Here is a 25,683-nt window from a genome sequence, read left to right on the forward strand (position 1 = left end):
GCGCAAGACGCGAGGCATACCTTGCTGGTAGGCGAGTGTTTGAGCACCGCGCAACGCAGTGATTCGCCGCAGAATGGACTTTTCCAGAGGCTTCTTAGGTCCCCGAGGCGAACCAGCCCTCCAAGATCACCACCGCTGCCAGGTCATCCACGCCGTGCGTGCCGAAATTCCGGGAGCCGCCGCGGGCCAGGACTTCACCTTTGGCCTCGAAGCTGCTCAGGCGTTCGTCGACCATCACGACCTCGTGGTGATAACGGCCATGCAGGCGCTTGCCAAACTTACGGGCGCGCAGGCTCATCTCGCTCTCGGTGCCATCCATGTTGAGCGGCAGGCCAACGACGAACAGCTTCGGCTGCCACTCCGCTACCAGAGTTGTGATTTCGTCCCAGTTGGGCATACCGTCCCGGGCCTTGAGCATGGCGATCGGCTGGGCAGTGCCGGTGAGTTCCTGGCCAACGGCAACGCCGATACGGCGGGTACCGAAATCGAAGCCCATGACCCGGCGCAAGCCACTATCAGGCATGGCCCACCGTATCGGTAAGCTGACTCAGGTCGATGCCCATCATGCGCATGACCTCGGCGTAGCGATCATCACTTTCGACCCGGAACAGCAGGTCATGATTGGCCGGACACACCAGCCAGCTACTGCCGGAAAGTTCCTCCTCAAGCTGGCCATCGGACCAGCCGGAGTAGCCCAACGCCATGAGGAACTCAGACGGTCCTTCGCCACAGCCGATGGCTTCGAGGATATCGCGTGATGTGGTCATGGTGAGCTGATCGGTCACCGCCATGGAGCTTTGCCAGTCCCCGAACGGCCGGTGCAGTACGAAGCCCCGTTCCGGCTGAACCGGACCGCCGGCATAGACCGGCGCGTTGATCTCTTCCCCGTCCAGATCGAGCTGCTCGAGCACTTCGCCGACGCTGATGTCCAGTGGCCGGTTGATGACCAGCCCCATAGCGCCGTCGGCGTTGTGCTCGCACACAAAAATAACAGCCCCGTGGAAGCCCGGGTCTTGGAGGTAGGGCGAAGCCACCAGCAGGCGGTTTCGCAGTGTGTCTTCGGTAGTCGTATGCGATCTGGTCATGGCGTCAGTGTCCTGTCCCGCGAATAAATACGCAAGCCGTTAGCGCAAGCCCGGAAGCCTCTGGACAGGATAGCGACGTCTGGAGCGATCAACCGGAGGTCAGGCCCCGGCGCTGGAACGACCAGGTGCGAATGATCTCAAGCTGGTCTGCCTGCTCGCGCATTTCCGGCGGGAAGGGCGCAAAGGGCGCCGACAAACGCACGATTCGGATAGCGGCATCGTCCAGCACCTTGCTACCGGAGGAGTTGAGAATCTCGACGTCCTTGACGCTGCCATCCCTCTCGATCACCACCACCATTCGCAACGAGCCGTAGATTCCGGAGCTTCGTGCTTCCGGCGGATAGTTCAGATTACCGACTTTGGTCACCTTACTGACCCAATTCTGCACGTACCAGGCGTTCTCCGACTTCAGCGTGGATGCTGCCGTCACCCGCAGGATGCGCGGTTTCTTGGCGTAAGCCCGCTGCTGCTGGTCCAGACGCGCCTCGAGGCTGGCGATCTCCAGACTGCGCTGCATCAAGCTCTTCTTCTGGGCATCCGGCGCTTCCTCAATGGGCTCATCTTCGGGCTTCGCTTGCGCTGCAGGGCGAGTCTGAGCCGTCGTGGTTACGACCTCCTTGGCTACCTGCTTCTCCGGCTCCGCTTTTTTCTGCGCTACCGGCTCGGGCTGAACCTGCTGCACCTGACTGTGCTGCAAGGGCGCCTGATGCGTGGTGGTCAGGTCCTGCTTTTCTTCTTCGGTACCACTGCCTTTCTGGCTGGTGGCGGCGAGAAAATCTGCGTCTTCGGGGGCGTCCTCGTCATCAAACTGAGACAGCGTGATTTCCAGCGTTTCAGCCGCTGGCACCGGGTCGTCCGGCGCAAACGAGATGCCTAGCACCACGACCGCATGCAGGGCCAGCGCCATAAAAAGGGTGAAGGAAAAACGATCAAAATCACTGACCTGGACAGCCATGCTCGCCACTTACTCAACCACTGCTGGGCGTGCCTGCGCACGCGGTTCTGGTACGGTCTGAAAAGACGTCCGATAGAGGCCAAGTTTGATGGCTTCAAGCCCGCTTGTCTATCCTGCGCGACTCGAATGGGGGGCCACTGAACAGCACCTTAGAGCCGCGTCTCAATCGCATCCAGCAACTGAGATGAGATATCGATTCCGAATTCCCGATCAAGTTCCCGCACGCAGGTGGGGCTGGTCACGTTGATTTCGGTCAGATAGTCGCCGATCACGTCGATACCGACAAAAATCAATCCTTTGGCCTTTAAAGACGGAGCAATGCGTTCGCAGATTTCCCGGTCGCGCGCCGTCAGCGGCCGCCCTTCGCCACGACCGCCAGCCGCCAGATTGCCGCGATTTTCACCTTGAGAAGGAATTCTCGCCAGCGCATAGGGAATAGGCTCGCCGTCGATCAACAGGATGCGCTTGTCGCCGGCTTTGATCTGCGGTAGAAACTTCTGCGCCATGATCTGGTGCTCGCCGTCTTGGGTCAGCGTCTCGATAATCACCCCCAGGTTGGCGTCGCCCTCCCTCACCCGGAACACGGACTTTCCGCCCATGCCATCTACCGGTTTCATCACCACGTCGCCGTGGCGGGCATAAAATTCCCGCAGGCGCGCCGACGAACGGGTCACCACCAGCGGCGGCGTACAGTCGATGAAGCGAGTGGCGAACAGCTTTTCGTTGCAGTCACGCAATGCCGCCGGGGGATTGACCACCAGCGCACCCTGATCGGCTGCCGAGTCGAGGATATGGGTCGCCATCATGAATTCGCGGTCTACCGGCGGATCCTTGCGCATCAGGATCACGTCCAGGTCGCCCAGCGCCATCTCGAACTCGTCGCCAAAGGTATACCAATCGTCCGGATCCATCCGCACCGTCAGTTCTCGCACCCGGGCGCGGGCCTCACCCCCGTCGAGGAACAGGTCCGGCTGCTCCATGTAGATCAGATCCCAGCCGCGATTTTGAGCAGCCCAAAGCATGGCCAGCGAGGTGTCCTTTTTATAGTGAAGGTCCTGGATCGGATCCATGACGATACCGAGCTTAATTGTCATCGCGATTATTGCACCTCGATTGAGAACGGGAACCGGTCAGCAGAGTAGCGGTATTGTTTACTGCTATCCTGGGCATGCGTTTGTAACCGATGGTATTGCAGCGCTACGCCGGTTGCACCCCTCTTTAAGGGTTAATCCTTACGCAAACCCTGGCTATATCTACGCGGGGGTACATTTGGTCACAAACTTATGCTTTTTCTCAAGCGACCTATAATCTATAAATAGTCAGGCTTTATAGAAGGCCCCCTTGAATGTGTGTTAAAAAGGCCCGTCAAATTACCCGCTGGTCTCAAAAACCGTCGGACGGCGCCTAACTGGAACGGATACACCGTGCCGGGCCGAATATAAGGTCGGCTGCCGATTCGACCTCGTCTTAGAGACGACAGCTGTGGTTCGACTCGGGGCTGAACAACAACGATCCTGTAGAGCGCAAGGCTGTTGGACAATGGATGACAACTTCGAAAACCTGAAGATTATGGTGATTGACGATAGTAAGACGATTCGTCGCACCGCCGAAACCCTTCTAAAAAAGGTTGGCTGTGAAGTCATCACCGCAACGGATGGATTCGACGCCCTTGCCAAGATTGCAGACACCCAGCCCGATATCGTTTTCGTCGATATCATGATGCCCCGGCTGGACGGGTATCAAACCTGCGCCCTCATTAAGAACAATTCCGCTTTCAAGAAAACGCCCGTCATCATGCTATCCAGCAAAGACGGCCTTTTCGACAAGGCCAAGGGTCGTATTGTTGGCTCCGATCAGTACCTGACGAAACCGTTCAGCAAAGACGAACTGCTGAATACCATTCGTCACTACGTTCCCACCGCGGAACAATAATTCAGACTTTTGATGCAACGAATTTACCGAGGAAATCATGGCCCGCATCCTGATTGTCGACGATTCCCCGACTGAGGTTAAGAAGATCTCCAGCATCCTGGAAAAGCACCAGCACGAGGTTCTCTCCGCCGACAACGGCGCCGACGGCGTCGCCAAGGCCCGTGCCGAAAGCCCTGACCTGGTCCTGATGGACGTGGTCATGCCGGGACTCAATGGCTTCCAGGCCACGCGCCAGCTAACCCGCGCGCCGGAAACGGCTTCCATCCCCGTGGTTATCGTTACCACCAAGGACCAGGAAACCGACCGCGTCTGGGGCACCCGCCAGGGCGCTAAAGGCTATCTGGTTAAGCCGGTTAACGAAGACGAGCTGATCAAGACCATCAACAGTCTGATCGCCTGAGCCCCCTGGAGTAAGCATGTCCGCCCAGGCTGCCCCCTTTGCCGTACTGACGGATATCGCCCGGCGTAGCAAGTCCCTTGCCTCCGGTCTGCCCGCTCAGCAGGAAGCCATCGAACTGTGGAACGGTATTGGTTTCACATTAGATGGCCAGCGCTATGTCGCACCCATGGGCGAAGTTGTCGAAATCCTTCACGTCCCCCGCTACACCCACGTGCCGGGGGTTCGCTCGTTTATGGTTGGCGCGGCCAACGTTCGGGGTCGCCTGCTGCCCCTCATCGATCTCGCGCACTTTTTTGATCTCAGTCGCAGTTCCCGCAGCCAGCGGGAACGCCGAGTGCTGGTCATCGAACGGGGCGACCTGTTCAGCGGCCTGGTCGTCGATAGCGTCTCAGGCATGCAGTATTTCGCGATGGAAAACTTCATTGAAGAACCCGCGGAAACCCCAGACATCGTTCAGCCTTTCGTTCAGGGAGGCTATCGACGCAATGAGGAAATCTGGAAAGTGTTTTCGACCTTCGCCCTAATGGAAGACGACCGCTTTTCGGATGTAGCCCAGTGGTGAGCGGGACGGCAGGGCCTGCCCACCAATTCCAGACCGTAAGGACCAACTTGCCAACGTTTAGGCCGGGAGCCAGAAAATGAAGAAAAGAGCCGGAAGATTCAACGCAGGTCAGGGGGCCAACAAACTCGTTGGCGGCCTGATCGTTGCGTTGATCGTACTGACCGTCCTGCTCGTTGCGGTACTGTTCGTCATTAACCGCGACAGCCAGCACGACCAGGAATACATTGCCCAAGCGAGCGAGCTGCGGGTACTGTCCCAGGAAATCGCGAAAAACGCTTCGGAAGCGGCCGGCGGTACGCCGGAAGCCTTCGATCAGCTGCAGCGTACCCGGGACGAGTTCGCCACACGCTGGGGCTATATCATCGATGGTCACCCGGAAACCGGTCTGCCGCCGAGTGAACTCGCGGCCCAGAGCGGCGTACAGGAGAACTGGAATCAGGTCCGTGAGCGGGCCGACACCATTATCTCCACCCGCGAAGCCGTGCTTGGCCTGCACGAAGTTGCCCGCACCCTGAACGAAACCATCCCGCAGCTGCAGGTGGAATACGACGACATCGTTCAAATCCTGCTGGACAACAACGCGCCGGCGGAACAGATCGCACTGGCTCAGCGTCAGTCGCTGCTGGCAGAGCGGATCGTGCGTTCGGTCAACAACGTACTCTCCGGTGACGAAGACGCGGTTATCGCCGCCGACCGTTTCGGTCGCGACGCCGCATTGTTCGGCCGCGTGCTCGAAGGTCAGACGGAAGGCAACCCCGCCATGGGCATCTCCCGGGTCCAGGACGAGGACGCCATCTACGGTCTCGAAGCGGTCGACGAACTGTTCGAGTTCGTCTCCCAGAACGTTGACGCGATTCTCGAAGCGTCTCCCGATCTGTTTACCGTTCGTCGCGCGTCCAACGAAATCTTCCAGAGCTCCCAGGCCCTGCTGAACGAGACCTCTACCCTGGCGGACAGCTTCCGCGAACAAGCCGACTCCCGTCTGATCAGCCCACTGCTGGCCTACGTTATCCTGGCAGGTCTGGCGGCCGTGGTCGTCTTGATCGGTCTGACCATCTATCGCGCGTCTCAAGCACGACTGGCCCAGACCCAGGAACAGAACGAGCAGAACCAGAACGCGATTCTGCGGCTGCTGGACGAACTGGCTGACCTCGCGGATGGTGACCTCACCACCGAGGCGACGGTTACCGAGGACTTCACCGGCGCCATTGCCGACTCTATCAACTACGCGATCGACCAGATGCGTGGACTGGTACAGGCCATTCGTGGCACGGCGGTTCGGGTTTCCTCAGCAGCCCAGGAAACACAGGCCACCGCGATCCACCTGGCGGACGCTTCCGAGCATCAGGCTCAGGAAATTGCCGGCGCCTCCGCGGCGGTGAACGAGATGGCGGTGTCCATCGACCAGGTCTCCTCCAACGCTGCCGAATCTTCAGCGGTTGCGGAGCGGTCGGTAGCGATCGCGAAGAAAGGCGCGGAAGTGGTACAGAACACCATCCGCGGCATGGACAACATCCGTGAGCAGATCCAGGAAACCTCCAAGCGGATCAAGCGACTGGGTGAATCGTCCCAGGAAATCGGCGACATCGTATCGTTGATCAACGACATCGCCGACCAGACCAACATCCTGTCCCTGAACGCAGCGATCCAGGCGTCCATGGCCGGTGACGCCGGTCGAGGCTTCGCGGTGGTTGCAGACGAAGTTCAGCGCCTGGCGGAGCGCTCCTCCGCGGCAACCAAACAGATCGAAGCCCTGGTTAAGACGATCCAGTCCGACACCAACGAGGCGGTTATCTCCATGGAACACACCACCGCCGAGGTGGTCCGTGGTGCTCGTCTGGCCCAGGATGCGGGTGTTGCCCTCGAGGAAATCGAGAACGTCTCGATGAACCTCGCGGAACTGATTCAGAACATCTCCAACGCGGCACGCCAGCAGGCCTCGTCCGCGGCACACATCTCCAACACGATGAACGTTATCCAGGAGATCACATCGCAGACGTCCTCCGGTACCAACGCAACCGCGAAGTCTATCGGCAACCTGGCCGAAATGGCGGCCGAACTGCGGTCCTCCGTTGCCGGCTTCACTCTGCCGGAAGAGGACATCCCGGAAGAGGAAGAGGAAGATAGCGACGTTCCCGTCGTCAGTTGATAGGGGCTGATAGCGAGCTGATGCAGCGCCGAAAGGCGGCTGAATCATGATCATGACCGAGACGCGCAACGACAGAACCTCCGGTGTTTGGACACTGCGCCCGCTGCCAGAAATGGACGCGGCGCAGTTCCAGCAATGGCAGCAGCTGCTGGAAGACCGGACCGGAATGATCTTGACGGCTGAACGGCGTTCGTTCCTTCAGACCAATCTTGGCATCCGGATGCGCGAAATTGGTTGCGAAACCTATCAGGCCTATTACGAGAAAGTGGTATCCGGCCCCGGCGCAATCGTCGAGTGGGCCATCCTGGTGGACCGGCTCACCGTTCAGGAAACCCGTTTCTTTCGTGACCCTGATGCCTTCCGGCTGGTTTCGGACTACATCATGACCCGGCCCCGGCAACACCTTAAGCGGCATCCACTGGAAGCCTGGAGCGTGGGCTGTTCTACTGGCGAGGAGCCTTACACCCTCGCCATGCTGCTGGATGAGTGCATGCAGCAGCTTGAACTGGAACCGCTGTTCGGCGTCACCGGCTCGGATATCAGCAAACCGGCGCTGGAAAAAGCTCAGAAAGGATTGTTTGGTGCTCGCAAGCTGGTGAGCACCGACCTGGCGGTAAGAGATCGTTACTTTCGCCTGACGGAGGGCAACCAGTGGGAAATCGACCCGGCCATCCGCCAACGTGTGTGTTTCACCCGACTGAATGTGCTGGACCTCAGTCAGGCACCGATGCATGGCATGGATATCATTTTCTGCCAGAACCTGCTCATCTATTTCCGCCGTTGGCGGCGCAGGGAAATCGTTAAGCGCTTGACTGAAAGGCTCGCGCCCGGAGGCCTTCTGGTCCTGGGGCAGGGCGAGTTAACGGACTGGCAGCACCCGTCCCTGCAACGGGTGCCATCGGATAGTGTTCTGGCGTGGATCCGCCGCCAGACTGACGAAGAATAACCGGAGTGGTTATGGGCAATCACCATGACAGTATCGCCCTGGACTGGGTTAGGGGCGAAATACAGGACACCCTCAGACAGGGGCAGCAGGCACTGGAAGCCTTTGTCGAGAACCGCGACGACACCGCTCGTCTACGTTTTTGCCTAAACTACCTCCATCAGGTGCATGGCACCCTGCAGATGGTCGAGCTCTATGGCGCGGCCCTGCTGACCGAGGAAATGGAAAAGCTGGCTCAGGCCGTGCTCAACGACACGGTAGCCAATGTCGACGAAGCCGTCGAAATCCTCATGGAAGCTATCCTCCAGCTACCCCAGTACCTGGAGCACCTGGACAGCAGCCGCGACGATTTCCCGATGGTCCTGTTGCCGCTGCTGAATGATCTACGCGCAGCCCGTGGCGAAGCGCTTCTATCGGATACGTCGCTGTTCAAACCCGACCTTTCGCCGGCGCAATTCCGCCCGGAGCCGTCGGTGTCCCAGCGCCTGCAAGACCCGAAAGTGCTGGGCCATATTCGCAAGCTGCGCCAAATGTACCAGTTCGCCCTGGCCGGCGTGGTCCGCGAGGCGGATCTGGATGCGCACTTCGACTACCTGGATAAAGTCATCCAGCGGGTCATCAAGCTCTGTAACCGCACGCCCCGAGGCGAGCTGTGGCTCGCCGCCGGCGCTTTCATCGATACGCTGAAGAGCCGCGACAACCCCATCAACTCCGCGGTCAAATCCCTACTGCGCCAGCTTGATGCCGAATTGCGCCGCCTGATCGACGAGCATATCGATATTCTGCAGCAGCCGGCCCCCGAGGCCCTGCTCAAGCACCTACTGTATTACGTTGCCCGCGCCTGGGAGCTAAATACCGAGCGGGTCGACATCCTCCGTGAACGCTATCGCCTGGACGATGCCCTGCCGACCGAGGAATCCGTCGATCACGCCCGCAGCCGCGTGTCCGGTCCGGGTCGCGATGCGATTCACTCTGTGGTTAACGCCCTTAATGAAGAACTTGCCCGGCTCAAGGACCAGCTTGACTTGTTCGTGCGCGCGGAATTCCGCCAGAACAGCGAGCTAGAGGAGCTTCTGCCGGGGCTACAGCAAGTCGCCAACACGCTGGCGGTGCTGGGTTTGGGTATTCCCCGCCGGGTGGTCACCGAACAGATCGAAATCGTCCAGCGCCTGAGCAGCGACGACACCCCGGCCGACGACGGCAGCCTGATGGACATCGCCGGCGCCCTGCTCTATGTCGAGGCCACCTTGGCCGGTCTGGAGAAAGAGCGCCAGACTCACCAGGAAGACACCGGCGAGGCTATTCAGTACGGCGGCCGCGAACTCAGCGAAGCTAACAACGCCCTGTTGCGCGAGTCACGTAATTCGCTGGAACAGGTGAAGACGGCCATCGTCAACTTTATCGCCGCCCAATGGGATCAGCGGGAGATCGAGCACGTCCCGGGTCTTCTTCACAGTATCCGCGGCGGCTTGCAGCTCATCCCGCTGGAGCGGGTATCGGCCATGCTGGCCTCTGCCGAACGTTACATTCAGGATGTACTGCTCGACGGCCAGCGGGTCCCGGACTGGAAGCAGCTGGATACTTTGGCGGATACGGTCACCAGTATCGAGTATTACCTGGAACGCCTGGCGGAAGGGATCGAGGACAATGATGCGGTCCTGCGCATTGCCGAAGACAGCCTGCGCACCCTGGGTTTCCCGGTCGGTGAAGAGCCGACGTGGGGCAATAACGATGCAGGGCCTCTGCCGGAAATCGAGGAAGCACCGCTTCCCGTGGTTGAGGCCGAACCCTCAAAAGCGTCCGACACAGACTTGGTAGACGACGAAATCCTGGAAATCTTCATCGAGGAGGCAGAAGAAGTTCTTGCCACCATCCAGGACTTCTATCCGCGCCTGCACCAGAATCACGATGACCGCGAAGCGCTCGCCGAAGTGCGTCGCGCGTTCCACACGCTCAAAGGCAGCGGCCGTCTCGTGGGCGCCACCAGCATTGGTGAACTGGCCTGGTCAGTGGAAAGTCTACTCAACCGGGTGATCGACCAAACCGTCAAACCCACTGACGAGCTCTTCTCGCTCGTGGATACGGTGATTACCCGTATTCCGTCCCTGATCGATGACTTCCGCCGGGGCACCACCGATGGCGATGTTGCCGAACTGATTGCCCAGGCCGAAACACTGGCAACCACGCGCAAGACGGGCCAGGATGTCGAGGCGAACGCCGAAGAAGAAGCGGCACCTGAGGACACGGCAACCCTGACATGGCCCGAAGATAAAAGCGAAGAACGCGAGCCGGCCACCCAGGCCGCCAGCACCTTCGATGACGATCTAATCGACGACGAAATTCTCGAGATCTTTATCGAGGAAGCCGGCGAAGTCCTGGATACCATTCGCGAATACCTGCCGATGCTGTTGCGGCAGTACGACGACCGTACGGCGCTTTCCGAAGTCCGGCGCGCGTTCCACACGCTCAAAGGCAGCGGCCGCATGGTCGGCGCCAGCGTCGTGGGCGAACTGGCCTGGGCGGTAGAGAACATGCTCAACCGCGTGATCGAGGGCAGCATTTTCATGAATGACGACGTCGCCCAGCTACTGGAAGACGTGGTCAATATTACCCCGGATCTGGTGAGAGATTTTGAGACTCGCCGGCCCGCCTCTATTGAGATCGCTCCCTACGAATCACGCGCCACCGCCCTCGCCAACGGCGAGATCCTCGAAGCCAGCGAGATGCCGGTGGATACTCAGGCGGACGCCCTGGCCCAGGAAGAAAGCGACCTGACCGAGAACGCCGGTGCCACGCTATCGGACAATGTTGTTGTCGAAGCGGACTCGGAAAGCGACGAAAATCTGGTCGATCCTGTCCTGCTGGATATCTTCGAGAGTGAAACCGAGACCCACCTGCAGGCACTCAAGACGTTCCTGGACGAGGCCGAAGGCCGCGAAACCACGGCCTACACCGACGGTCTTTCGCGCGCGCTGCATACGCTTAAAGGCTCCGCGCATACAGCCGGCATCGAGCCCCTGGCAGGCATCATTTCTCCGCTGGAGAAATTCATAAAAACCGCCCGGGCGGAAAATCACCGGGCCGATCGCGACGCCCTGATCCTGCTGGAAGATGCCTGTGGCTTAATTGAGCGCGGCCTGGAGCAGATCCGCACCACGCCTCAGCAGATACTGTCAGGTACCGACGCCTTCCTGGAACGTCTCGACCTCGTGGCCGAGCGGACGCTGACCTCGCGCCCCGGTGCGTCTGCCGATGCGAATACCGCGAACGAAGCCGATCCGCAATTGATTCAGCTGTTCCTCAACGAGGGCCTGGACATTCTGCTGGACGCCGACGCCATCCTGGATAGTTGGGCCACGGCTCCGGGCGAGAATGAACAACTGGACAAGCTGGTGCTGGAATTGCGCCAACTTGCCCGCGGTGCCGAAGTGGCCGGTCTGAGCGACGTTTCCCAGCTCGCCGACCTGCTAGAGCGTACCTATGCCGCCGTCTTCGATGCCAGCGCCCAACCTGACCGTGATTTCTTCGAGGTTGCCCGCGCCGGCCATGAAGCGTTAATCAACATGATGGACCAAGTCGCCGCCGGCCTGGCCACCAAGCCCGACCACGAGCTACTTCAGCGTCTCCAGGAAAAGCTCGAACAGTTTCGGGCAGACGCCGACACCGCGTTCAGCCACGACCTTGACGAGATCGATCACAGCTTCGACGAAGAATTGGAGCTGGAGCTGGAGCTACCGACGCCGGAAGACGACGGCGACGACGCGCACGAAGAAACGCCTATCGCTCACGATAGCGACCTGGACCAAGAGCTGGCTGAGATCTTTCTGGAGGAAGCCTCCGACCTTATCGAAGGTACCGGCGAACGTTTGCAGCAGTGGACCGAGCAGCCGAGTTCCGACCTGGTCCGTCACCTGCAGCGCGACCTGCATACCCTCAAGGGCGGTGCTCGCCTGGCGGACATCAGCGCCATAGGCGATCTGTCCCATGAGCTTGAAACCCTTTTCGAGGGCCTGACAGATAACCGCCTGGGCGTTAGCCCGGAACTGGAAGATCTGTTGCTGCGCAGCCATGACCGCCTTGCCGTTATGGTCGACGCCCTCCGTCAAAACCAGCCGCCTCGCCCGGCCCCGGACCTGATCCAGGAAATCCAGTCCTACATCAGTACCCACGCCGGTAACGGAAGTGGCACCGCGCCACAGGTTGATAGCGGCGTCGATGCAGACTTGCCGCAAGCGGACATCGACGAGACCGACAGCGCCGAGGACGAGCTCGAACGCTACATTTCGGAAACCGCCCATTTCGACCGCGAGCCTGATGAAGGCGCGGCGGAGACAACTGAAGAAGGGCCGCAAACCGAACCAAGCACGCCTCAGGCCGGTATCCATAATCTCGACCCGGAACTGGCGGAGATCTTCCTGGAGGAAGCGGGCGAGATCATCGACACCACGGGCGAGCAATTGCACCAGTGGCAGGCCGACCCTCAGCAGCCCGAGGTGGTCAAAGAGCTGCAGCGCGAATTGCACACACTCAAGGGTGGGGCGCGCATGGCGGAAATCGCGCCGGTCGCAGACATTGCCCACGAGATGGAAACGTTATTCGAGCGCATCGTGGAAGGACGCTTGCAGGCCACGCCCGCTCGCATCAACGTCGCCCTACGCGCCCACGATCAGCTGGCAACGCTGATAGACTCTATCGCCGATTCCGGACAATGTCCGGCAGCGCCTGAGTTGCTGGCCGAACTGCACGCCGCCCTGCTGGACGAGCCGGTTGGCGAGATCGACGAAGATATCGACGTGGCCAGCGCCTCTGTCGATGAAATCCCCGACGCGCCGGAGCTGGACGCTGTCGAGCCAAACGAGTTCGATCTCCGTGCGGACGCCGACGAAGTCGACGACAGCCCGGATGAGCCGATCGAAGCGGAGGCAACGCAAGACGCCGTCTTTGGCGAAATGGATCCCGAGCTGGTGGGCATCTTCCTGGAAGAAGCCTATGACTTGATCAACTCCACCGCCAGCACCCTGCACGCCTGGACCGAGAACCCCAGCGATGCTGCGTTGGCAGGCGAACTTCAGCGCGACGTCCACACCCTCAAGGGTGGCGCGCGGATGGCGGGCGTCGATGCCATCGGCGACCTGACCCACGTTCTGGAAGACTTGTTCGAGCGCATCGCCGAGGGCCGCCTGGAAGCCACCCCGGCCATGAACGACCTGCTATTCGCCTGTCATGACCGGCTGGCCCAGATGGTCGAACAGGTCGCTTCGCAAAAACCCTGTACCCCGGCCGATGAGCTGATTGCGCAGGTGGAGGCGATTCTCGCCGGTGAGCAGACCACCGAAGAAGCGGTTATCGCGGCACTGGATCCCGAGGTTGAACAGGCGCCTGCGAGCGCTGACGACACCACGGCACTCGAGACGGCGCCGCTGGAACGGGACGACGACCTGATCGGCATCTTCCTCGACGAAGGCATCGAGATTCACGAGGCCATCCACGAGTGTCTCGCGCAATGGCGCGACGAGCCGGAGGCGCTCGCGGGCATTACCGCACTCCAGCAGGAGCTGCACACCCTCAAGGGCGGCGCCCGGCTGGCCGATGTCGATCCCATCGCTGATCTGGCCGAAGCCTGGCACGACCGCCTGGAAGACGTCATTGCCGACCGCGCCGACAGCGGCGCGACCGTTGCGCTCAGCGAAAAGGCCGTGGCGGATTTGGGCCGCATGCTCAAGGATATCGAGAACGGCACGACACCCGTCGCCGATACGCCGTTGATCGAAGCGCTGCGGCAACGTGCGACCGGAGCGACCGCGGTAGCATCACAGCCGGTTGAGGCTGACGCCAAAGCGACGCCGGAAGCCATCGACCCTGAAGTGCTCGAGATCTTCCTGGAAGAGGCCAGCGAGCTGCTCGACCAGATCGAAAACCTGCTGGCTGATTGGCGCAAGGAGCCGGCAAGTACCCACTTCAACCAGGAGCTGCAACGAGCCCTGCACACGCTCAAAGGCGGAGCGAGACTGTCGCAACTGGCGGAGCTGGGAGACCGGGCCCATGGTTTCGAGACCCGCTTGATCGACTTGGGCGGCAACGAACCCGACGCGGACGCCTGGCAAGCCATTACCCAGGATCACGACGCCCTGATGGAAATGGTCGGCGCGATCCGTAAGCGCTACGAAGAAGCCGGCTCAGGCCCGGTTGAGCTTCCGCGGACCGCCGAGCCGGCACCCGCAAAGCCTGAGGCTTCAGAGCCGAAGCAAGCCGCGGTACCGGCCAGCAAAGCCCCCGCATCCAAGCCGGCGCCGAAGAAGGCCGATCTCGCCAAAAACCGCAAGGCGGAAGCCGCCCGTACGGCGGCCCAGGAAACCATCCGGGTCTCGGCACCGTTGCTGGACGATCTGGTCAACCTGGCGGGCGAAACCAGTATTACCCGAAGCCGTTTGGAGCAGCAGTCCAGCGACTTCAGCCATACGCTGGACGAAATGGCCGCTACCATCGAGCGTCTGCGTGAGCAGCTGCGCCGCATGGATATCGAAACCGAAGCCCAGATCCTGTTCCGTGCAGAGAAGGAACACGGCCCGGATTATGGCGAGGATTTCGACCCGCTGGAGATGGACCGTTATTCGTCCATCCAACAGCTATCCCGCGCCCTGAGCGAATCGGCTTCGGATTTGGCGGATCTGCGTGAAACCATGTCCGACCGGACACGGGATACGGAAACCCTGCTGGTGCAGCAATCGCGGATCAATACCGAGCTGCAGGAAGGCCTGATGAAAACGCGGATGAACCCGTTCTCATCCATGGTGCCGCGCCTGCGCCGGATTGTTCGTCAGATCAGTGGCGAGCTGGGCAAAAAAGTTGAGTTCGATGTACGCAACGCCGAAGGCGAAATGGACCGCAACGTTCTCGAGCGTATGGTTGCGCCGCTGGAACACATGTTGCGGAATGCCCTCGATCATGGCATCGAGACGCCGGAAGAGCGCCGCCAGGCCGGCAAACCGGAAACCGGTGAAGTTACCCTGTCGCTGACCCGCGAAGGCGGCGAAGTGGTGCTGAGGATGATCGATGACGGCGCTGGCGTGCGTACGTCGGCGGTACGCGAAAAGGCCATCAAACAGGGTATGCTGCGTCCGGACGAAGAGCTCTCCGACCGTGAAATCCTGCAGTTTATCTTGCAGCCGGGCTTCTCCACTGCCGCCAAAGTCACCCAGATTTCAGGGCGTGGCGTGGGTATGGATGTCGTCGCCAGCGAAATAAAACAGCTCGGTGGCAGCCTGGATATCGATTCGATGCTGGGCCAGGGCACCACCTTCACCGTGCGCTTGCCGTTCACGGTGTCGGTCAACCGCGCACTGATGGTGTCCACCGGCGAGGACTTCTACGCCATCCCCCTGAATACCATCGAGGGTATCGTGCGGGTCAGCACCTATGAGCTGGAAGAGTATTACAAACCCGACGCACCGATGTACGAGTACGCCGGTCAGGAATACCGCCTGCAGTACCTGGGCAGCCTGCTGCACAGTGACCACCATCCCAAGCTGCAAGGCCAGGCTCTACCGCTGCCGGTGATTCTGGTGCGCGGTGCGGAGCAGCCGATGGCCCTGCAGGTGGATAGCCTGATGGGTAGCCGGGAAATCGTGGTCAAGTCCCTGGGGCCGCAGTTCACCTCGGTGCGCGGCGTCTCCGGCGCCACCATCCTGGGTGACGGTAACGTGGTCGTGATCCTCGACCTGCCGGCGATGATACGTTCGGACATCCTGTCCGAGCGCCAGCGCATCGCCGACTTGGAAGCGGCCCAGGAGCATGCTCGCCGGACGGCGGATCGCGCCACGGTGGTCATGGTAGTGGATGACTCGGTAACGGTCCGGAAGGTTACCTCGCGTCTGCTGGAGCGCAACGGCATGGAAGTGCTCACGGCGAAGGACGGCCTGGACGCTGTCGCGCAGCTGCAGGATCACCGTCCGGATATTATTCTGCTGGATATCGAAATGCCGCGAATGGACGGCTTCGAAGTGGCCAGTTTCATTCGTCACGACGACAACCTGCGGGACACACCGATCTGCATGATCACCTCGCGGACCGGGCAAAAGCACCGTGAGCGGGCCCTGGCTATCGGCGTGAACGAATACCTGGGCAAGCCATTCCAGGAAACCCAGCTGCTCGAGACGATTGAGCGGCTTACCGGGAACAACTGATGGCAACCGGCGAATCGCTGCAGGGGGTGGCTATCGTTTCGGATAGCCCGCTGCAGCGCCATCGTCTGCAGGACGCCATCGGCAAGTTCGGGCTCAGCTCGGCTTTTATCGGCGATCCCGCACGGCTGATGGCCTATCCGGCCATACCCGAAGTTCAGCTTTGGCTGGTGACCCTGGAAGACGAGGCGGACCACCCCGCCCTGTTCGACTACCTGCTGGAAAACACTGACGCGCCCATCCTGTTCGGGCTCGACGAGGCGCCCAGTCCCGGCAGTACCGAATTCTTCCGCTGGGAGCGGCGCTTGCTGGACAAGCTGGAACAGCAGCTCGGCGCGCTGGAACAGCTCGACGGCGAAACCACGCTGGAAGCACTGGATCAGCCATCGCAAAAGGTCGCGGCGGCGGAACGTCCATACTGGATTCCGGCCGGCCGCGAAGGCGAACCTGCCGAGGAGATTTGGGTGCTCGGCGCCTCGTTGGGCGGACCGGCTGCGGTAAAGACGTTTCTGGACAGCCTGCCCCCCGGCCTGCCGGTTGGCTTCGTCTATGCTCAGCATATCGACGCCAATTTCACCGATGTGCTGACCCGGGTACTCGGACGCCATGCGCACTACGCCCTGCGCCGGGCCGAGGAAGGGATCCAGGTGCGCAACGGCGACGTGGTGCTACTGCCCGTGGAGAACGAGTGGTACCTGGATAGTGCGGGCTGCCTGCAGCAAAAGGCCAGCCCATGGCCTGGACCCTACGGGCCGTCCATCGATCAGGTTCTGCTCAACGTGTCGGACCATTACCGACACCGCTGCCATGCTATCCTGTTTTCCGGGATGGGCAACGATGGCGCCATTGCTGCCCCCATACTCCAGGCTTACGGCAGCCGGATCTGGGTACAGGACAGCCACAGCTGCGGCAACAGCTCGATGCCGGATTCGGTCAAGGCCACCGGCTGCACCAGTTTCGCCGGTGACCCGGCGCAACTGGCGCGAAAACTGACGCAAACCATTGAAGAGGCCTGCCTGCTCAAGCGCAGGCAACAACGCGATTCCGCCTGAGGACACAACCATGGCTGATAATTCCCAAGTCCTGCCCTGCGTACTGATTCCGGTAACGGATCGTCAGCTGCTGCTGCCCAACGTCTCGATCGCGGAAATCGTCGACTACGCGGAACCGGAACAAGCCGAAGGAGGCCCGGAATGGCTTGTGGGATATTTGCACTGGCGCGGCCTGAAGCTGCCCGTGCTCTCCTACGATGCGGCCAATGGCGGCACCAAGCTCCAGCCAGACGCCATGCGTGGGCGTATCGCGGTACTCAATACGATCAGCGAAAGCCACCACAGCATGCCGTTTCTGGCCTTGTCGACCCAAGGTATCCCCAGCCAGGCCAAACTGACCGAGACCCAAGTGCAAGAGGCCGAGGGCGAAACCGGACCGGCAGACCTGATGGTCGTCGACGTGGATGGTCATACCGCCTACATCCCTAATCTGGAGTACCTGGAGTCGCTGGTTCTGGAATCAGCCGCCTGACGGCATCTCCGCGGGGGCCTACCCGGTTGGGCGCGACGCCTATCCGGTCGACAGATGCGATGTTATAATATTGCATTATTTGTCTGCCGGGATTGCCCATGACCCAAACCCCGCTACCCTATCGTCCGCATAACCATACCGCTTGTGTCGATCAAGCTCTGGCCGACGCCCATCGCATCTGCAACGCAGCCAAGGCACGCCTAACGCCGACCCGCGAGCGCGTGCTGGAGCTTATCTGGCAATCCCACAAGCCGCTAGGCGCCTACGACCTGTTGGGCGCCCTGACCCAGGACGGCCACAACGCTGCACCCCCCACGGTCTACCGGGCGTTGGATTTTTTGCAGCAGCACGGCCTGGTTCACCGTATTGCCTCGTTGAACGCATTCGTAGGCTGCGCCCACGCCGGCCACCACCATACCGGTTTTTTCCTGATTTGCCGGGAATGCCGCAATGTGCTGGAACTCTCCGCGCCTAATATCGCCGCATCCGTCGAGCAGGCCTCCAGTGACGAGGGCTTCGCCGTAGAGGAAACAACGCTGGAGATCGCCGGGCTGTGCCCAAATTGCCAGGCTAAGGACACTGACGAACCGGAGGCCGCCGGTGAGTAAGACGCTCTTAACCCTGCACGATGTCGGCGTCACCCTCGGTGGCCGGAGCATCGTCGAGCGTATCCGGCTGTCCATTAGCCGCGGCGACATCATTACGGTGATCGGACCTAATGGCGCCGGTAAAACAACGCTGATCAAGGCCATCCTCGGATTGCAGTCCATTAGCACGGGGCGTATCGAAAAGCACCCGGGCCTGAAAACCGGCTACGTGCCCCAGCATATTCAATTCCAGCCGACGCTGCCGCTGACGGTCAAACGTTTCCTCAGCCTCACCGGCGCCTCGGAAGCCGAGTGCCGCGATGCCTTGTCGCAGACGGCGGTGGGCCATCTATACGAGGCGTCCATTCATCACCTGTCCGGTGGCGAAATGCAGCGCCTGCTGATCGCCCGGGCGCTGGTGCGCCGTCCCGACCTACTGGTGCTGGATGAGCCGGCTCAAGGTGTGGACGTCAACGGTCAGGCAGCGCTTTACGATCTGATCCGCGCCCTGCGGGACCGGCTCGACTGCGGCGTGATCATGATTTCCCACGACCTGCATCTGGTGATGGCGGCCACCGACAAAGTGCTTTGTCTCAACCAGCATGTCTGCTGCAGCGGCTACCCGGAACAGGTCTCCCACGACCCCGCCTTCGTCGATCTATTTGGCCGGCATGTCGCCGATAGCGTGGCGGTGTACCACCATCATCATAATCATCGGCACGATCTCCATGGCGATGTGGTGGATCACGCCCACAATTCGGAGAGCTGTGAACACCATGCCCATCATTGATGCCATTCTCGGCGACTTCTTCTGGCGGGCTTTGATCGGCGGCTTGGGCGTCGCGCTGGTAGCCGGGCCGCTGGGCTGTTTCGTGGTCTGGCGCCGGATGGCCTATTTCGGCGACACCCTGGCCCATTCCGCCCTGCTGGGTGTGGCGCTGGGTACGCTGTTTCAGATTCAGCTCAGCCTCAGCATCGCCGTGGTCTGTATCGGCCTGGCCCTGCTGCTGGTGGTGCTTTCGCGCAGCCAGGCACTGGCGACCGATACCCTGCTCGGTATTCTGGCCCATAGTGCATTGGCCATCGGCCTGGTGACGCTCAGCTTCATGCCCGACGTTCGCCTGGACCTGACGGGCTACCTGTTCGGCGACCTGCTGGCCATGAGCCGCCAGGACGTGGCCTGGATCTACGGTGGCGCCGCCATCATCCTGAGCCTGCTGGTCTGGCTCTGGCGCGGCCTGCTGATGAGTACTATTCACGAGGAGCTGGCCAAGGTGGAAGGCCTGCCGGTGGAGCGGCTGCGGCTGGGCCTGATGCTGATGTTCTCGCTGGTGATCGCGGTCGCCATGAAGATTGTCGGCGTACTGCTGATCACCGCGTTACTGATTATCCCCGCTGCCACCGCAAGGCGCCTGGCCTCCAGTCCCGAGCGCATGGTGGTGCTGGCGGTTGTTACCGGCATGGTGGCCGTCTCTGGCGGCCTGTCCATGTCCTGGTTCCTCAACAGCCCGGCGGGGCCTTCGATCGTGGTCTCGGCCTTCCTGCTATTTCTGCTGGTGTACGGCCTGGTCCGCAATCCCCGAGCCCAGTAACTAGTGTGCCAGCGTGCTTTTTTGTGGGGCGCTACGCCGAGATTTTAGCGGGAACTTACCCCTGACTTTGGGCTCAATGAAACAGAGTCCGATGACGACACTGGACGTTTCCCGCGACCCGCACCTAAAGTAATGACTAACGACGGCCTCTTTCAGTATCTCCTTGGAGACTTTGAGCGCCGCTGTCTGTTCGGCGATGGAGAACGCCCATGACCATGCCTGAGGGAAGAAGCCTGCATATCTGGCTTCCAGGGCTCGTACTGATTATTGGCCTGTTATGCACGGTCGCCGTCAATCACCAGATCGATAAAGGTCTATCGACCCTGCGCACAGCGCTGCTGGAGAGCCATCACCAGCATTTCACCGACACCGTGCAACAGGCTCTCACGAGCCGGGTGTTCGCGCTCGATCTAATAGCTGGGAGTCTCGGCGCCGGCGATCGGTCAGCGAATATTTTCGAGCGACAGTCCGAGAACCTGCTGCGGCGGTTGCCGGACGTGCTCAACCTCGACCGTATCGTTCGCGTAACCGACGCCCAGCGCGAGACGATGGAACAGCGGCTTTCTCGTGAGAATGGCCAGAACATCACGTTTGGCGAGTGGCAGAGCAGCGGCAATACCCGTCCCGCTGGCCAACAGGCCGAGTATCAAGTGGTCTCGCAGGTCGCGGGCCGCGACAGCAGCAAGATCAGCTTGGGCTTGGTGGCGCCCTCCGTGCCCCACTGGCGCCAGCCCATGGATTCGGCGCTCCAGCACAATAAAGTTTCAGCCACCGCTCAGACCCAGATTCAACGCAATGGTCGCAGCCAGTCGGCCGTCCGTCTGTTTCGTGCCGTGGAGAACGGCGCGCCGGCCGGCGCGCGCACATTGATCAGTCTCGCTTTCTCGCCCGACATGCTGTTGCAAGAGGCGCTGCCTAATCGTATTAACCCGCGCCTGCAGGTCACCGTATTCGATCTGGATCAGCATCTGAAAACACCGCTGTTTGCGACCGATCCGGTCAATCAGCCGCAACGTCCACAAGCGTTACGCTCCGCGATCGGCCTGGCGGACCGGGAATGGATTTTGACCACCCTGCCGGACGCCGGCTTCGCCGATGGCATCCGCCAGCACATTCAGCAGGTGGTCTGGCTGGTGGGCTTGTTGACGACCCTCGCCGCGGCCCTGATCGCCCTTTGGCTCTGCCGCCGAGTCACGGTGGCACGTGCCGAGCAGTCCCGCCTCGGCACGGCGCTGCAAACCGAGGAGCAACGCCTGGAAAACGCCCGCATCGAAAAAACCGCCCTCAAGCAGGCACTGCAGGATAGCGAGCAGCGTAGCCGTGACCTGGTGGCCATCGCCGGAGGGTGCATTGCCGAACTGGACGAGGAAGGCTGCATTGGCTTTATCTCCGCTCAAACCGTCGAGCTGCTGGGTCGTGCGCCAGCCGATCTACATCGTCTGCCGATAACGGATTTGGTGCCGGACGACGACAAGTCCCGCTTCGATCAAGGCTTGACGGCATCACGCCAGGAGCGCCAAGTCATCCGGCTCGATCTGCACATGCTGAATAGCGGCGGTGAGGCCGTACCGGTCACCGTGCGCGTCAAACCGGTCGTGGACACCCTGACCGGCTGTGCCGGCTTTCGCCTCTCCCTGCATGCCCGACCGGGGATGCCTGAGGAGCCCTCAGGGCCGCCATCGAGTGTTACTTAATCAGATGTCCGCCGGCGGTTGTGCCAAAATAACAGCCGTGCCCGTATGAACGGCGGCATGCGGGCACGCTGACAGGAAACTAGAAGAAAATTGGAAGCAAATCAGAGAGGCTGCACGACATCGGCGATGCGTCCGTTTTCCAGCAGCTCGAGAAAAGCGTCCCCCAGCCGGTCGCTTTCCGCTGCCGCCCGGCGCCACGCCCTCTCTCGAGCGTCGTCGTTACCGATATAGCGCTCGAAATCCTTGCGATCTGGCAGCTTCTTATCCGGCAATTGCGCCAGATAGTCCCGCGAAGGCGCGATGAGGACCACGTCCTGCATGCGCGTGGCATCGCCCCGGCGCCACGGCAGCGTCTTGTCGAACCAGCCGGGAATGATCCGGTCCGTGAAATGCGGATAAAGCACCACCCCCGGCTGCTCGTACGGCAGGTCGAGGTGATAGTCGAGCAGACCGCCGTCCCGATAGAGGCCCTCCGGCGCACCGGCAATACTCTTGACGCCGGACATCACCATGGGTATCGACGCAGACGCCAACAGCGCTGCCGTCAGATTATCCCGGCTTAGAGGCACGTGATGGCTACGGAAATCGATCAGGTCGCCCAACGGGGCCTTGTCACGCGGATCATGCAGGATCCCGCGTTCGAGAAAACGTCCCAAGTGGCGACGACTCACCATATTGGCGCTGATGGCAGTCATCAGGCCCAGCGCCAGGCGGCCCCGGGTATCGTGCTGGAGCATCCCCAGGCTGCGGACCACCACAATGCTCAAGCGATAATGCGGATGGCTGAGGATCGCCTCTTCCCGACCGCCGAGCAGCTCTTCCAGGAACGTCACGCTGCGCCGCGTCACTTCCGCCATGCTAACACCCTTGGGGAAACGCTGACTGGTGTAGAGGTCCGCCAGCCGCGACAGCTGTTCGCGCGGCTCGCCGGACGCGATGGCGGCAAACCGCCAGCTGCCAATGGACGCGCCGATCAGCGAGCGCACCTGGGGCGCCGCCGGCAGCCAATCGCCAAAAATCGCCTTGTCCAGCCCGCTGATGCCCAACGCCTTGGGACCGCCGGCAGCGCCGGGAATCACGTGCACGTCTCCGGCGTTCAACCCATCGGCGCGGATACGCTCGTAGGCACGGCGACCGGCACGAATCGTCAAAACCGAGGACAGTGGCAAAGGTGAAGACATAGCGCTTTCCTGCACGGCACAAAACGTAGAGCGCGAGTCTAGCGAAGATCATCGGTAGCGGCCAGAGGACTTGTTCTGCCGCGCGACGCCGGTGTGCTGTCTGGTTATACTGCCCCGACATTTTACCGAGTCCCGAGCATGGCCCGCGCAACCCACGGCGAAGCGACCCGACAGAACATCGTTCTTACCGCCCTGAAGCTCTATGCCGAGCACGGCCTGGACGGCGTTTCCCTACGTACCCTCAGTGCTGAATCCGGCACCCGTAACTCGGCCGCCGCCCATTACCACTTCGGTAGCCGGCTGGGGGTGCTGGAAGCGGTGGTCACATTCATCACCGACTATACCCGGCCTCGGTTCGAAAGCGGCTTTACGGCGATTGAAGCCCATCCGTCCCCATCCCTGCGGGACGTCGTGAAAGCGATGACCACGCACTATCTTTCCCTCACGCTATCGCCGGATTGGGGGCCATCCGCGCTACGCTTCATGGCGCATCTGCATGCAGACAACACACCGGACATCGTACAATTAATGAACACCCACTTCCGCCCGGATGTCGAACGCATCGAAGCACAGCTTCACCGGGTGCTGCCGCATATCCCGCGGGATATCCTGCGCATTCGCCTGGCTTTTACCTTCGTCAGCCTGATCCATGGCGCAGCGGAGATCGATAGATTGTCCAATACCCCGTTCGGCAATATCCGTCCAGACGACCGTACGCTGTTCGCCTATTTTGTGGATTTCGTCGAGGGTGGCCTCTCGTTCGTCCCGAAGAACTGCTCATAAATTATCCAGCGATAGCCGGTATTTTCTTTCTGCTGTCGCTTCGAGAAGCGCTGATCGTCAACACCTTGTTTATCGCGACCCTGTCCGCGGTGTCCTATCTTCGCTTTCCGGAGCCGGAGTTCTGGCGCATTACGTTCTCCCTGAGTCTGACCGGCATCTTTGGGCGGCGAGGAGTTCATGATCGTACTGCCGGAGACCCGGCTGCAATCCGCTGTAGAACAGGCGCGGCAACTGCTGACGACCCTCAGCCTGGCGCCGTTTCACAGCGATATCCAAATCACCGCCAGTGCCGGGGTCACGGAAGTTATCAAGGGGGAAACCTGGTCAACCTGGCTCAATCGTGCCGACCAGGCGCTCGACTCCGCCAAGGCAGCGGGCCGTAACCAGGTCGTCAGCCTGGATGGCTGGAGCCGGAAAACCCATCCGGAAGCCGATTCCATCGCCGCGGACATCAGGCCGCAGAAATCACAACGCTGAAATCGCGATCGAGAAGATAGACAAGTCGGGCGTCAATCCCGCTCCCAAAATTGCTGCAGGGCGAGCAGCACCTTCACCGGCGCCTCGAAATGCGGGTAGTGGCCGACACCTTCCAGCGCAACGATATCCGGCTGTTCGATGATCTGACGATAACGGTCTGCCATAGCGATGCCGGACACCGGATCAGCCGTCCCGGAGATCAACCGCATGGGCTGCCGGGCCTCGACAAGTGCCCCGACCCAGCGATTGCGGTGGCAACGCCGCTCCTCCATGTAGCGGATCAGCCGAGGCAGGATACCGCGGCCGTTATTGTAGTCCAGTAGCTGCCAGAAGTTGTCCAGCTCCGCCGCCGAGGGTTTGCTGGCGGGCGCGAACAGCTTGGCAAAGTTGTGGTCGAATACCCTGCGGGTCAACCCGCGGCTGACCAGACCGCCTAAGGGCCCCGCCAATAGTCGTTGGATCAGGATGGGCTGGTGCACCTCTGGAAACAGGGCTCCGTTCAAGAAGCAGACGCTGGCAATCTCGAACGGCAGCCCCTCCTCCTGGTCACGGGCCAATAGCTCTTGGGCCACACTGCAACCATAGTCATGGGCCAGCAAATGGACACGCTTTACGCCAAGCGCCTCCAGCCAACCCTGCTGCAAATCCGCCTGATCGACGATGCTGTAGTCGTAGTCAATCGGTTTATCGGAAAAGCCAAAACCCAGCATGTCGGCGACCAGCAACTGACGGGCCTGGCTCAACGGCCGCCAGAGACGGTTCCAATCCCAGGAGGCGGTGGGGAAACCATGCAACAACAGCAAGACTTCCCCACTGCCTTCCATGCGACTGAAGATGGCATGTTCACCGTAAGAAAACCATTTGCCACCCTGCTGCCAGCGGTGGACGGGAATCCCCGTTGCAGCGTCGCTAGCGGGTATATCCAGAGAGACCACGCGTTCCATAAACCCTTTTCCGTTACTGTGGCTGGTCAAATACTGTAAAGCAGAGTTTACACCCGTCGGCCGTCCGCGCCTGTGACTCGCCTGCAGCCTTTAGCACCAAGCTCTTCACATTCTCTGGGCATTAGGGAAAGCCGCTACCCCACTGCTCTTGGTTCAATGTTATCCGCCCCCACATCCGATGGTACGGATAGTGCTTCAATCCCAGTGTAGTCATTTTTTGATCCCTTTCTTGACATCGGGATCGCCTATTTCGCGTGCGAGGTAATTCCATGCGCATTATCGAACCGTCCCAACCGATGTCGCCGGCACATAGCCGTCTTGATCGTCTATATCGTCTGAAACAGCAACAGTTGCAGCGTGCCGCCGGTAAGCGCAAGGACAGCCTGCTGTGCCGGGTCCTGGCTGCCGAGGCTGATGCCATCAGCAACGCTATCCAACGGGAAGCGCCGAAAAACCGACGCTAGTGCATTAGGCGCCTACCCAAATTTGGGCTTTACGCCGGAAATAGCTTAATCTCTTCGAATTACTGACGCCTTTCACGACCTGCCCGACCCCGCATCTGGCCCGGTCAGAACAACGTACTTGGTGTGATAACACGGTGTTGATGTGAAACCACTGTTAAAAGTACGTGGCTAAAAGTACAGGGTGAGGACAGACAACGTCCGATACCGTTCAGGCAGTCTGACAGTAGCTCA

Annotated in this window: 21 protein-coding genes; 15 read left to right on the plus strand and 6 right to left on the minus strand. The window is 60.7% G+C overall.

Annotation, left to right across the window (positions count from 1 at the left end):
- Nucleotides 1-94: 94 nt before the first annotated feature.
- The 4 genes from ruvX to gshB all read right to left on the minus strand — a co-directional run bounded on the left by ruvX (nt 95) and on the right by gshB (nt 3,134).
- Entirely contained in the window at nt 95-523 is a 429-nt protein-coding gene (ruvX, locus tag FXO11_RS19645) for a Holliday junction resolvase RuvX (protein ID WP_148864627.1), read from the minus strand.
- Nucleotides 516-1,085, minus strand: a complete 570-nt coding sequence (locus tag FXO11_RS19650) for a YqgE/AlgH family protein (protein ID WP_202980262.1) — start codon at nt 1,083-1,085, stop codon at nt 516-518. Before FXO11_RS19650 ends, ruvX begins: the two co-directional genes overlap by 8 nt.
- 88 nt (nt 1,086-1,173) lie before the next feature.
- On the minus strand, nt 1,174-2,040 hold the full coding sequence (locus tag FXO11_RS19655) for an energy transducer TonB (RefSeq protein ID WP_148864628.1): 867 nt from the start codon (nt 2,038-2,040) through the stop codon (nt 1,174-1,176).
- A gap of 149 nt (nt 2,041-2,189) precedes the next feature.
- Nucleotides 2,190-3,134 (minus strand): glutathione synthase, encoded by a 945-nt coding sequence (gshB, locus tag FXO11_RS19660; RefSeq protein ID WP_148864629.1) that lies wholly within the window; start codon nt 3,132-3,134, stop codon nt 2,190-2,192.
- A gap of 445 nt (nt 3,135-3,579) precedes the next feature.
- On the opposite strand from gshB, the gene pilG reads away from it, so the two are divergent.
- The 12 genes from pilG (at nt 3,580) to FXO11_RS19720 (ending at nt 21,603) form a co-directional block, all read left to right on the plus strand.
- Entirely contained in the window at nt 3,580-3,972 is a 393-nt protein-coding gene (gene pilG / locus FXO11_RS19665) for a twitching motility response regulator PilG (RefSeq protein WP_148864630.1), read from the plus strand.
- 37 nt (nt 3,973-4,009) lie between these two features.
- Nucleotides 4,010-4,372 (plus strand): twitching motility response regulator PilH, encoded by a 363-nt coding sequence (pilH, locus tag FXO11_RS19670; protein ID WP_004579734.1) that lies wholly within the window; start codon nt 4,010-4,012, stop codon nt 4,370-4,372.
- Between the two features lie 16 nt (nt 4,373-4,388).
- Nucleotides 4,389-4,934, plus strand: a complete 546-nt coding sequence (locus FXO11_RS19675; protein ID WP_148864631.1) for a chemotaxis protein CheW — start codon at nt 4,389-4,391, stop codon at nt 4,932-4,934.
- Nucleotides 4,935-5,010: 76 nt separating this feature from the next.
- Complete coding sequence (locus FXO11_RS19680) at nt 5,011-7,083, plus strand: methyl-accepting chemotaxis protein (protein ID WP_148864632.1); 2,073 nt, start codon at nt 5,011-5,013, stop codon at nt 7,081-7,083.
- Between the two features lie 46 nt (nt 7,084-7,129).
- Nucleotides 7,130-8,029, plus strand: a complete 900-nt coding sequence (locus FXO11_RS19685) for a CheR family methyltransferase (protein WP_148864633.1) — start codon at nt 7,130-7,132, stop codon at nt 8,027-8,029.
- An 11-nt stretch (nt 8,030-8,040) separates the two neighbouring features.
- The gene (locus FXO11_RS19690; protein WP_148864634.1) at nt 8,041-16,209 is read left to right on the plus strand and encodes an Hpt domain-containing protein; all 8,169 of its coding nucleotides are present in this window, start codon (nt 8,041-8,043) and stop codon (nt 16,207-16,209) included.
- Nucleotides 16,209-17,258, plus strand: coding sequence for a chemotaxis protein CheB (locus tag FXO11_RS19695; protein WP_148864635.1), 1,050 nt, complete (start codon nt 16,209-16,211; stop codon nt 17,256-17,258). Before FXO11_RS19690 ends, FXO11_RS19695 begins: the two co-directional genes overlap by 1 nt.
- A 10-nt stretch (nt 17,259-17,268) precedes the next feature.
- Complete coding sequence (locus tag FXO11_RS19700) at nt 17,269-17,730, plus strand: chemotaxis protein CheW (RefSeq protein ID WP_148864636.1); 462 nt, start codon at nt 17,269-17,271, stop codon at nt 17,728-17,730.
- A gap of 98 nt (nt 17,731-17,828) precedes the next feature.
- Nucleotides 17,829-18,338 carry a Fur family transcriptional regulator gene (locus FXO11_RS19705; RefSeq protein ID WP_148864637.1) on the plus strand — a complete coding sequence of 170 codons (510 nt, stop codon included), beginning with the start codon at nt 17,829-17,831 and terminating at the stop codon, nt 18,336-18,338.
- On the plus strand, nt 18,331-19,107 hold the full coding sequence (gene znuC / locus FXO11_RS19710; RefSeq protein WP_148864638.1) for a zinc ABC transporter ATP-binding protein ZnuC: 777 nt from the start codon (nt 18,331-18,333) through the stop codon (nt 19,105-19,107). The genes FXO11_RS19705 and znuC overlap by 8 nt, the downstream gene beginning before the upstream one ends.
- On the plus strand, nt 19,094-19,909 hold the full coding sequence (gene znuB / locus FXO11_RS19715) for a zinc ABC transporter permease subunit ZnuB (RefSeq protein WP_148864639.1): 816 nt from the start codon (nt 19,094-19,096) through the stop codon (nt 19,907-19,909). Before znuC ends, znuB begins: the two co-directional genes overlap by 14 nt.
- 209 nt (nt 19,910-20,118) lie before the next feature.
- Nucleotides 20,119-21,603 carry a CHASE domain-containing protein gene (locus FXO11_RS19720; protein WP_148864640.1) on the plus strand — a complete coding sequence of 495 codons (1,485 nt, stop codon included), beginning with the start codon at nt 20,119-20,121 and terminating at the stop codon, nt 21,601-21,603.
- A 101-nt stretch (nt 21,604-21,704) separates the two neighbouring features.
- Here the strand turns inward: FXO11_RS19720 and FXO11_RS19725 are convergent, their stop codons facing one another.
- Nucleotides 21,705-22,784 (minus strand): patatin-like phospholipase family protein, encoded by a 1,080-nt coding sequence (locus FXO11_RS19725; RefSeq protein ID WP_148864641.1) that lies wholly within the window; start codon nt 22,782-22,784, stop codon nt 21,705-21,707.
- Nucleotides 22,785-22,922: 138 nt separating this feature from the next.
- Here FXO11_RS19725 and FXO11_RS19730 point away from each other — a divergent pair, with 138 nt between their 5' ends.
- Complete coding sequence (locus FXO11_RS19730) at nt 22,923-23,567, plus strand: TetR/AcrR family transcriptional regulator (RefSeq protein WP_148864642.1); 645 nt, start codon at nt 22,923-22,925, stop codon at nt 23,565-23,567.
- Between the two features lie 177 nt (nt 23,568-23,744).
- A complete protein-coding gene (locus tag FXO11_RS20550) occupies nt 23,745-24,044 on the plus strand; it encodes a diguanylate cyclase domain-containing protein (RefSeq protein ID WP_264766189.1) in 300 nt (99 codons plus the stop codon).
- A 32-nt stretch (nt 24,045-24,076) separates the two neighbouring features.
- Here FXO11_RS20550 and FXO11_RS19740 read toward each other — a convergent pair whose 3' ends face one another.
- Nucleotides 24,077-24,988: an alpha/beta fold hydrolase gene (locus FXO11_RS19740; protein ID WP_148864643.1), complete on the minus strand. Its 912-nt coding sequence runs from the start codon at nt 24,986-24,988 to the stop codon at nt 24,077-24,079.
- A gap of 269 nt (nt 24,989-25,257) precedes the next feature.
- On the opposite strand from FXO11_RS19740, the gene FXO11_RS19745 reads away from it, so the two are divergent.
- Complete coding sequence (locus FXO11_RS19745; protein ID WP_148864644.1) at nt 25,258-25,452, plus strand: hypothetical protein; 195 nt, start codon at nt 25,258-25,260, stop codon at nt 25,450-25,452.
- The last annotated feature ends 231 nt before the right edge of the window (nt 25,453-25,683 follow it).

Origin of the sequence: Marinobacter fonticola (assembly GCF_008122265.1) — a bacterium.
GTDB classification, from domain to species: domain Bacteria; phylum Pseudomonadota; class Gammaproteobacteria; order Pseudomonadales; family Oleiphilaceae; genus Marinobacter_A; species Marinobacter_A fonticola.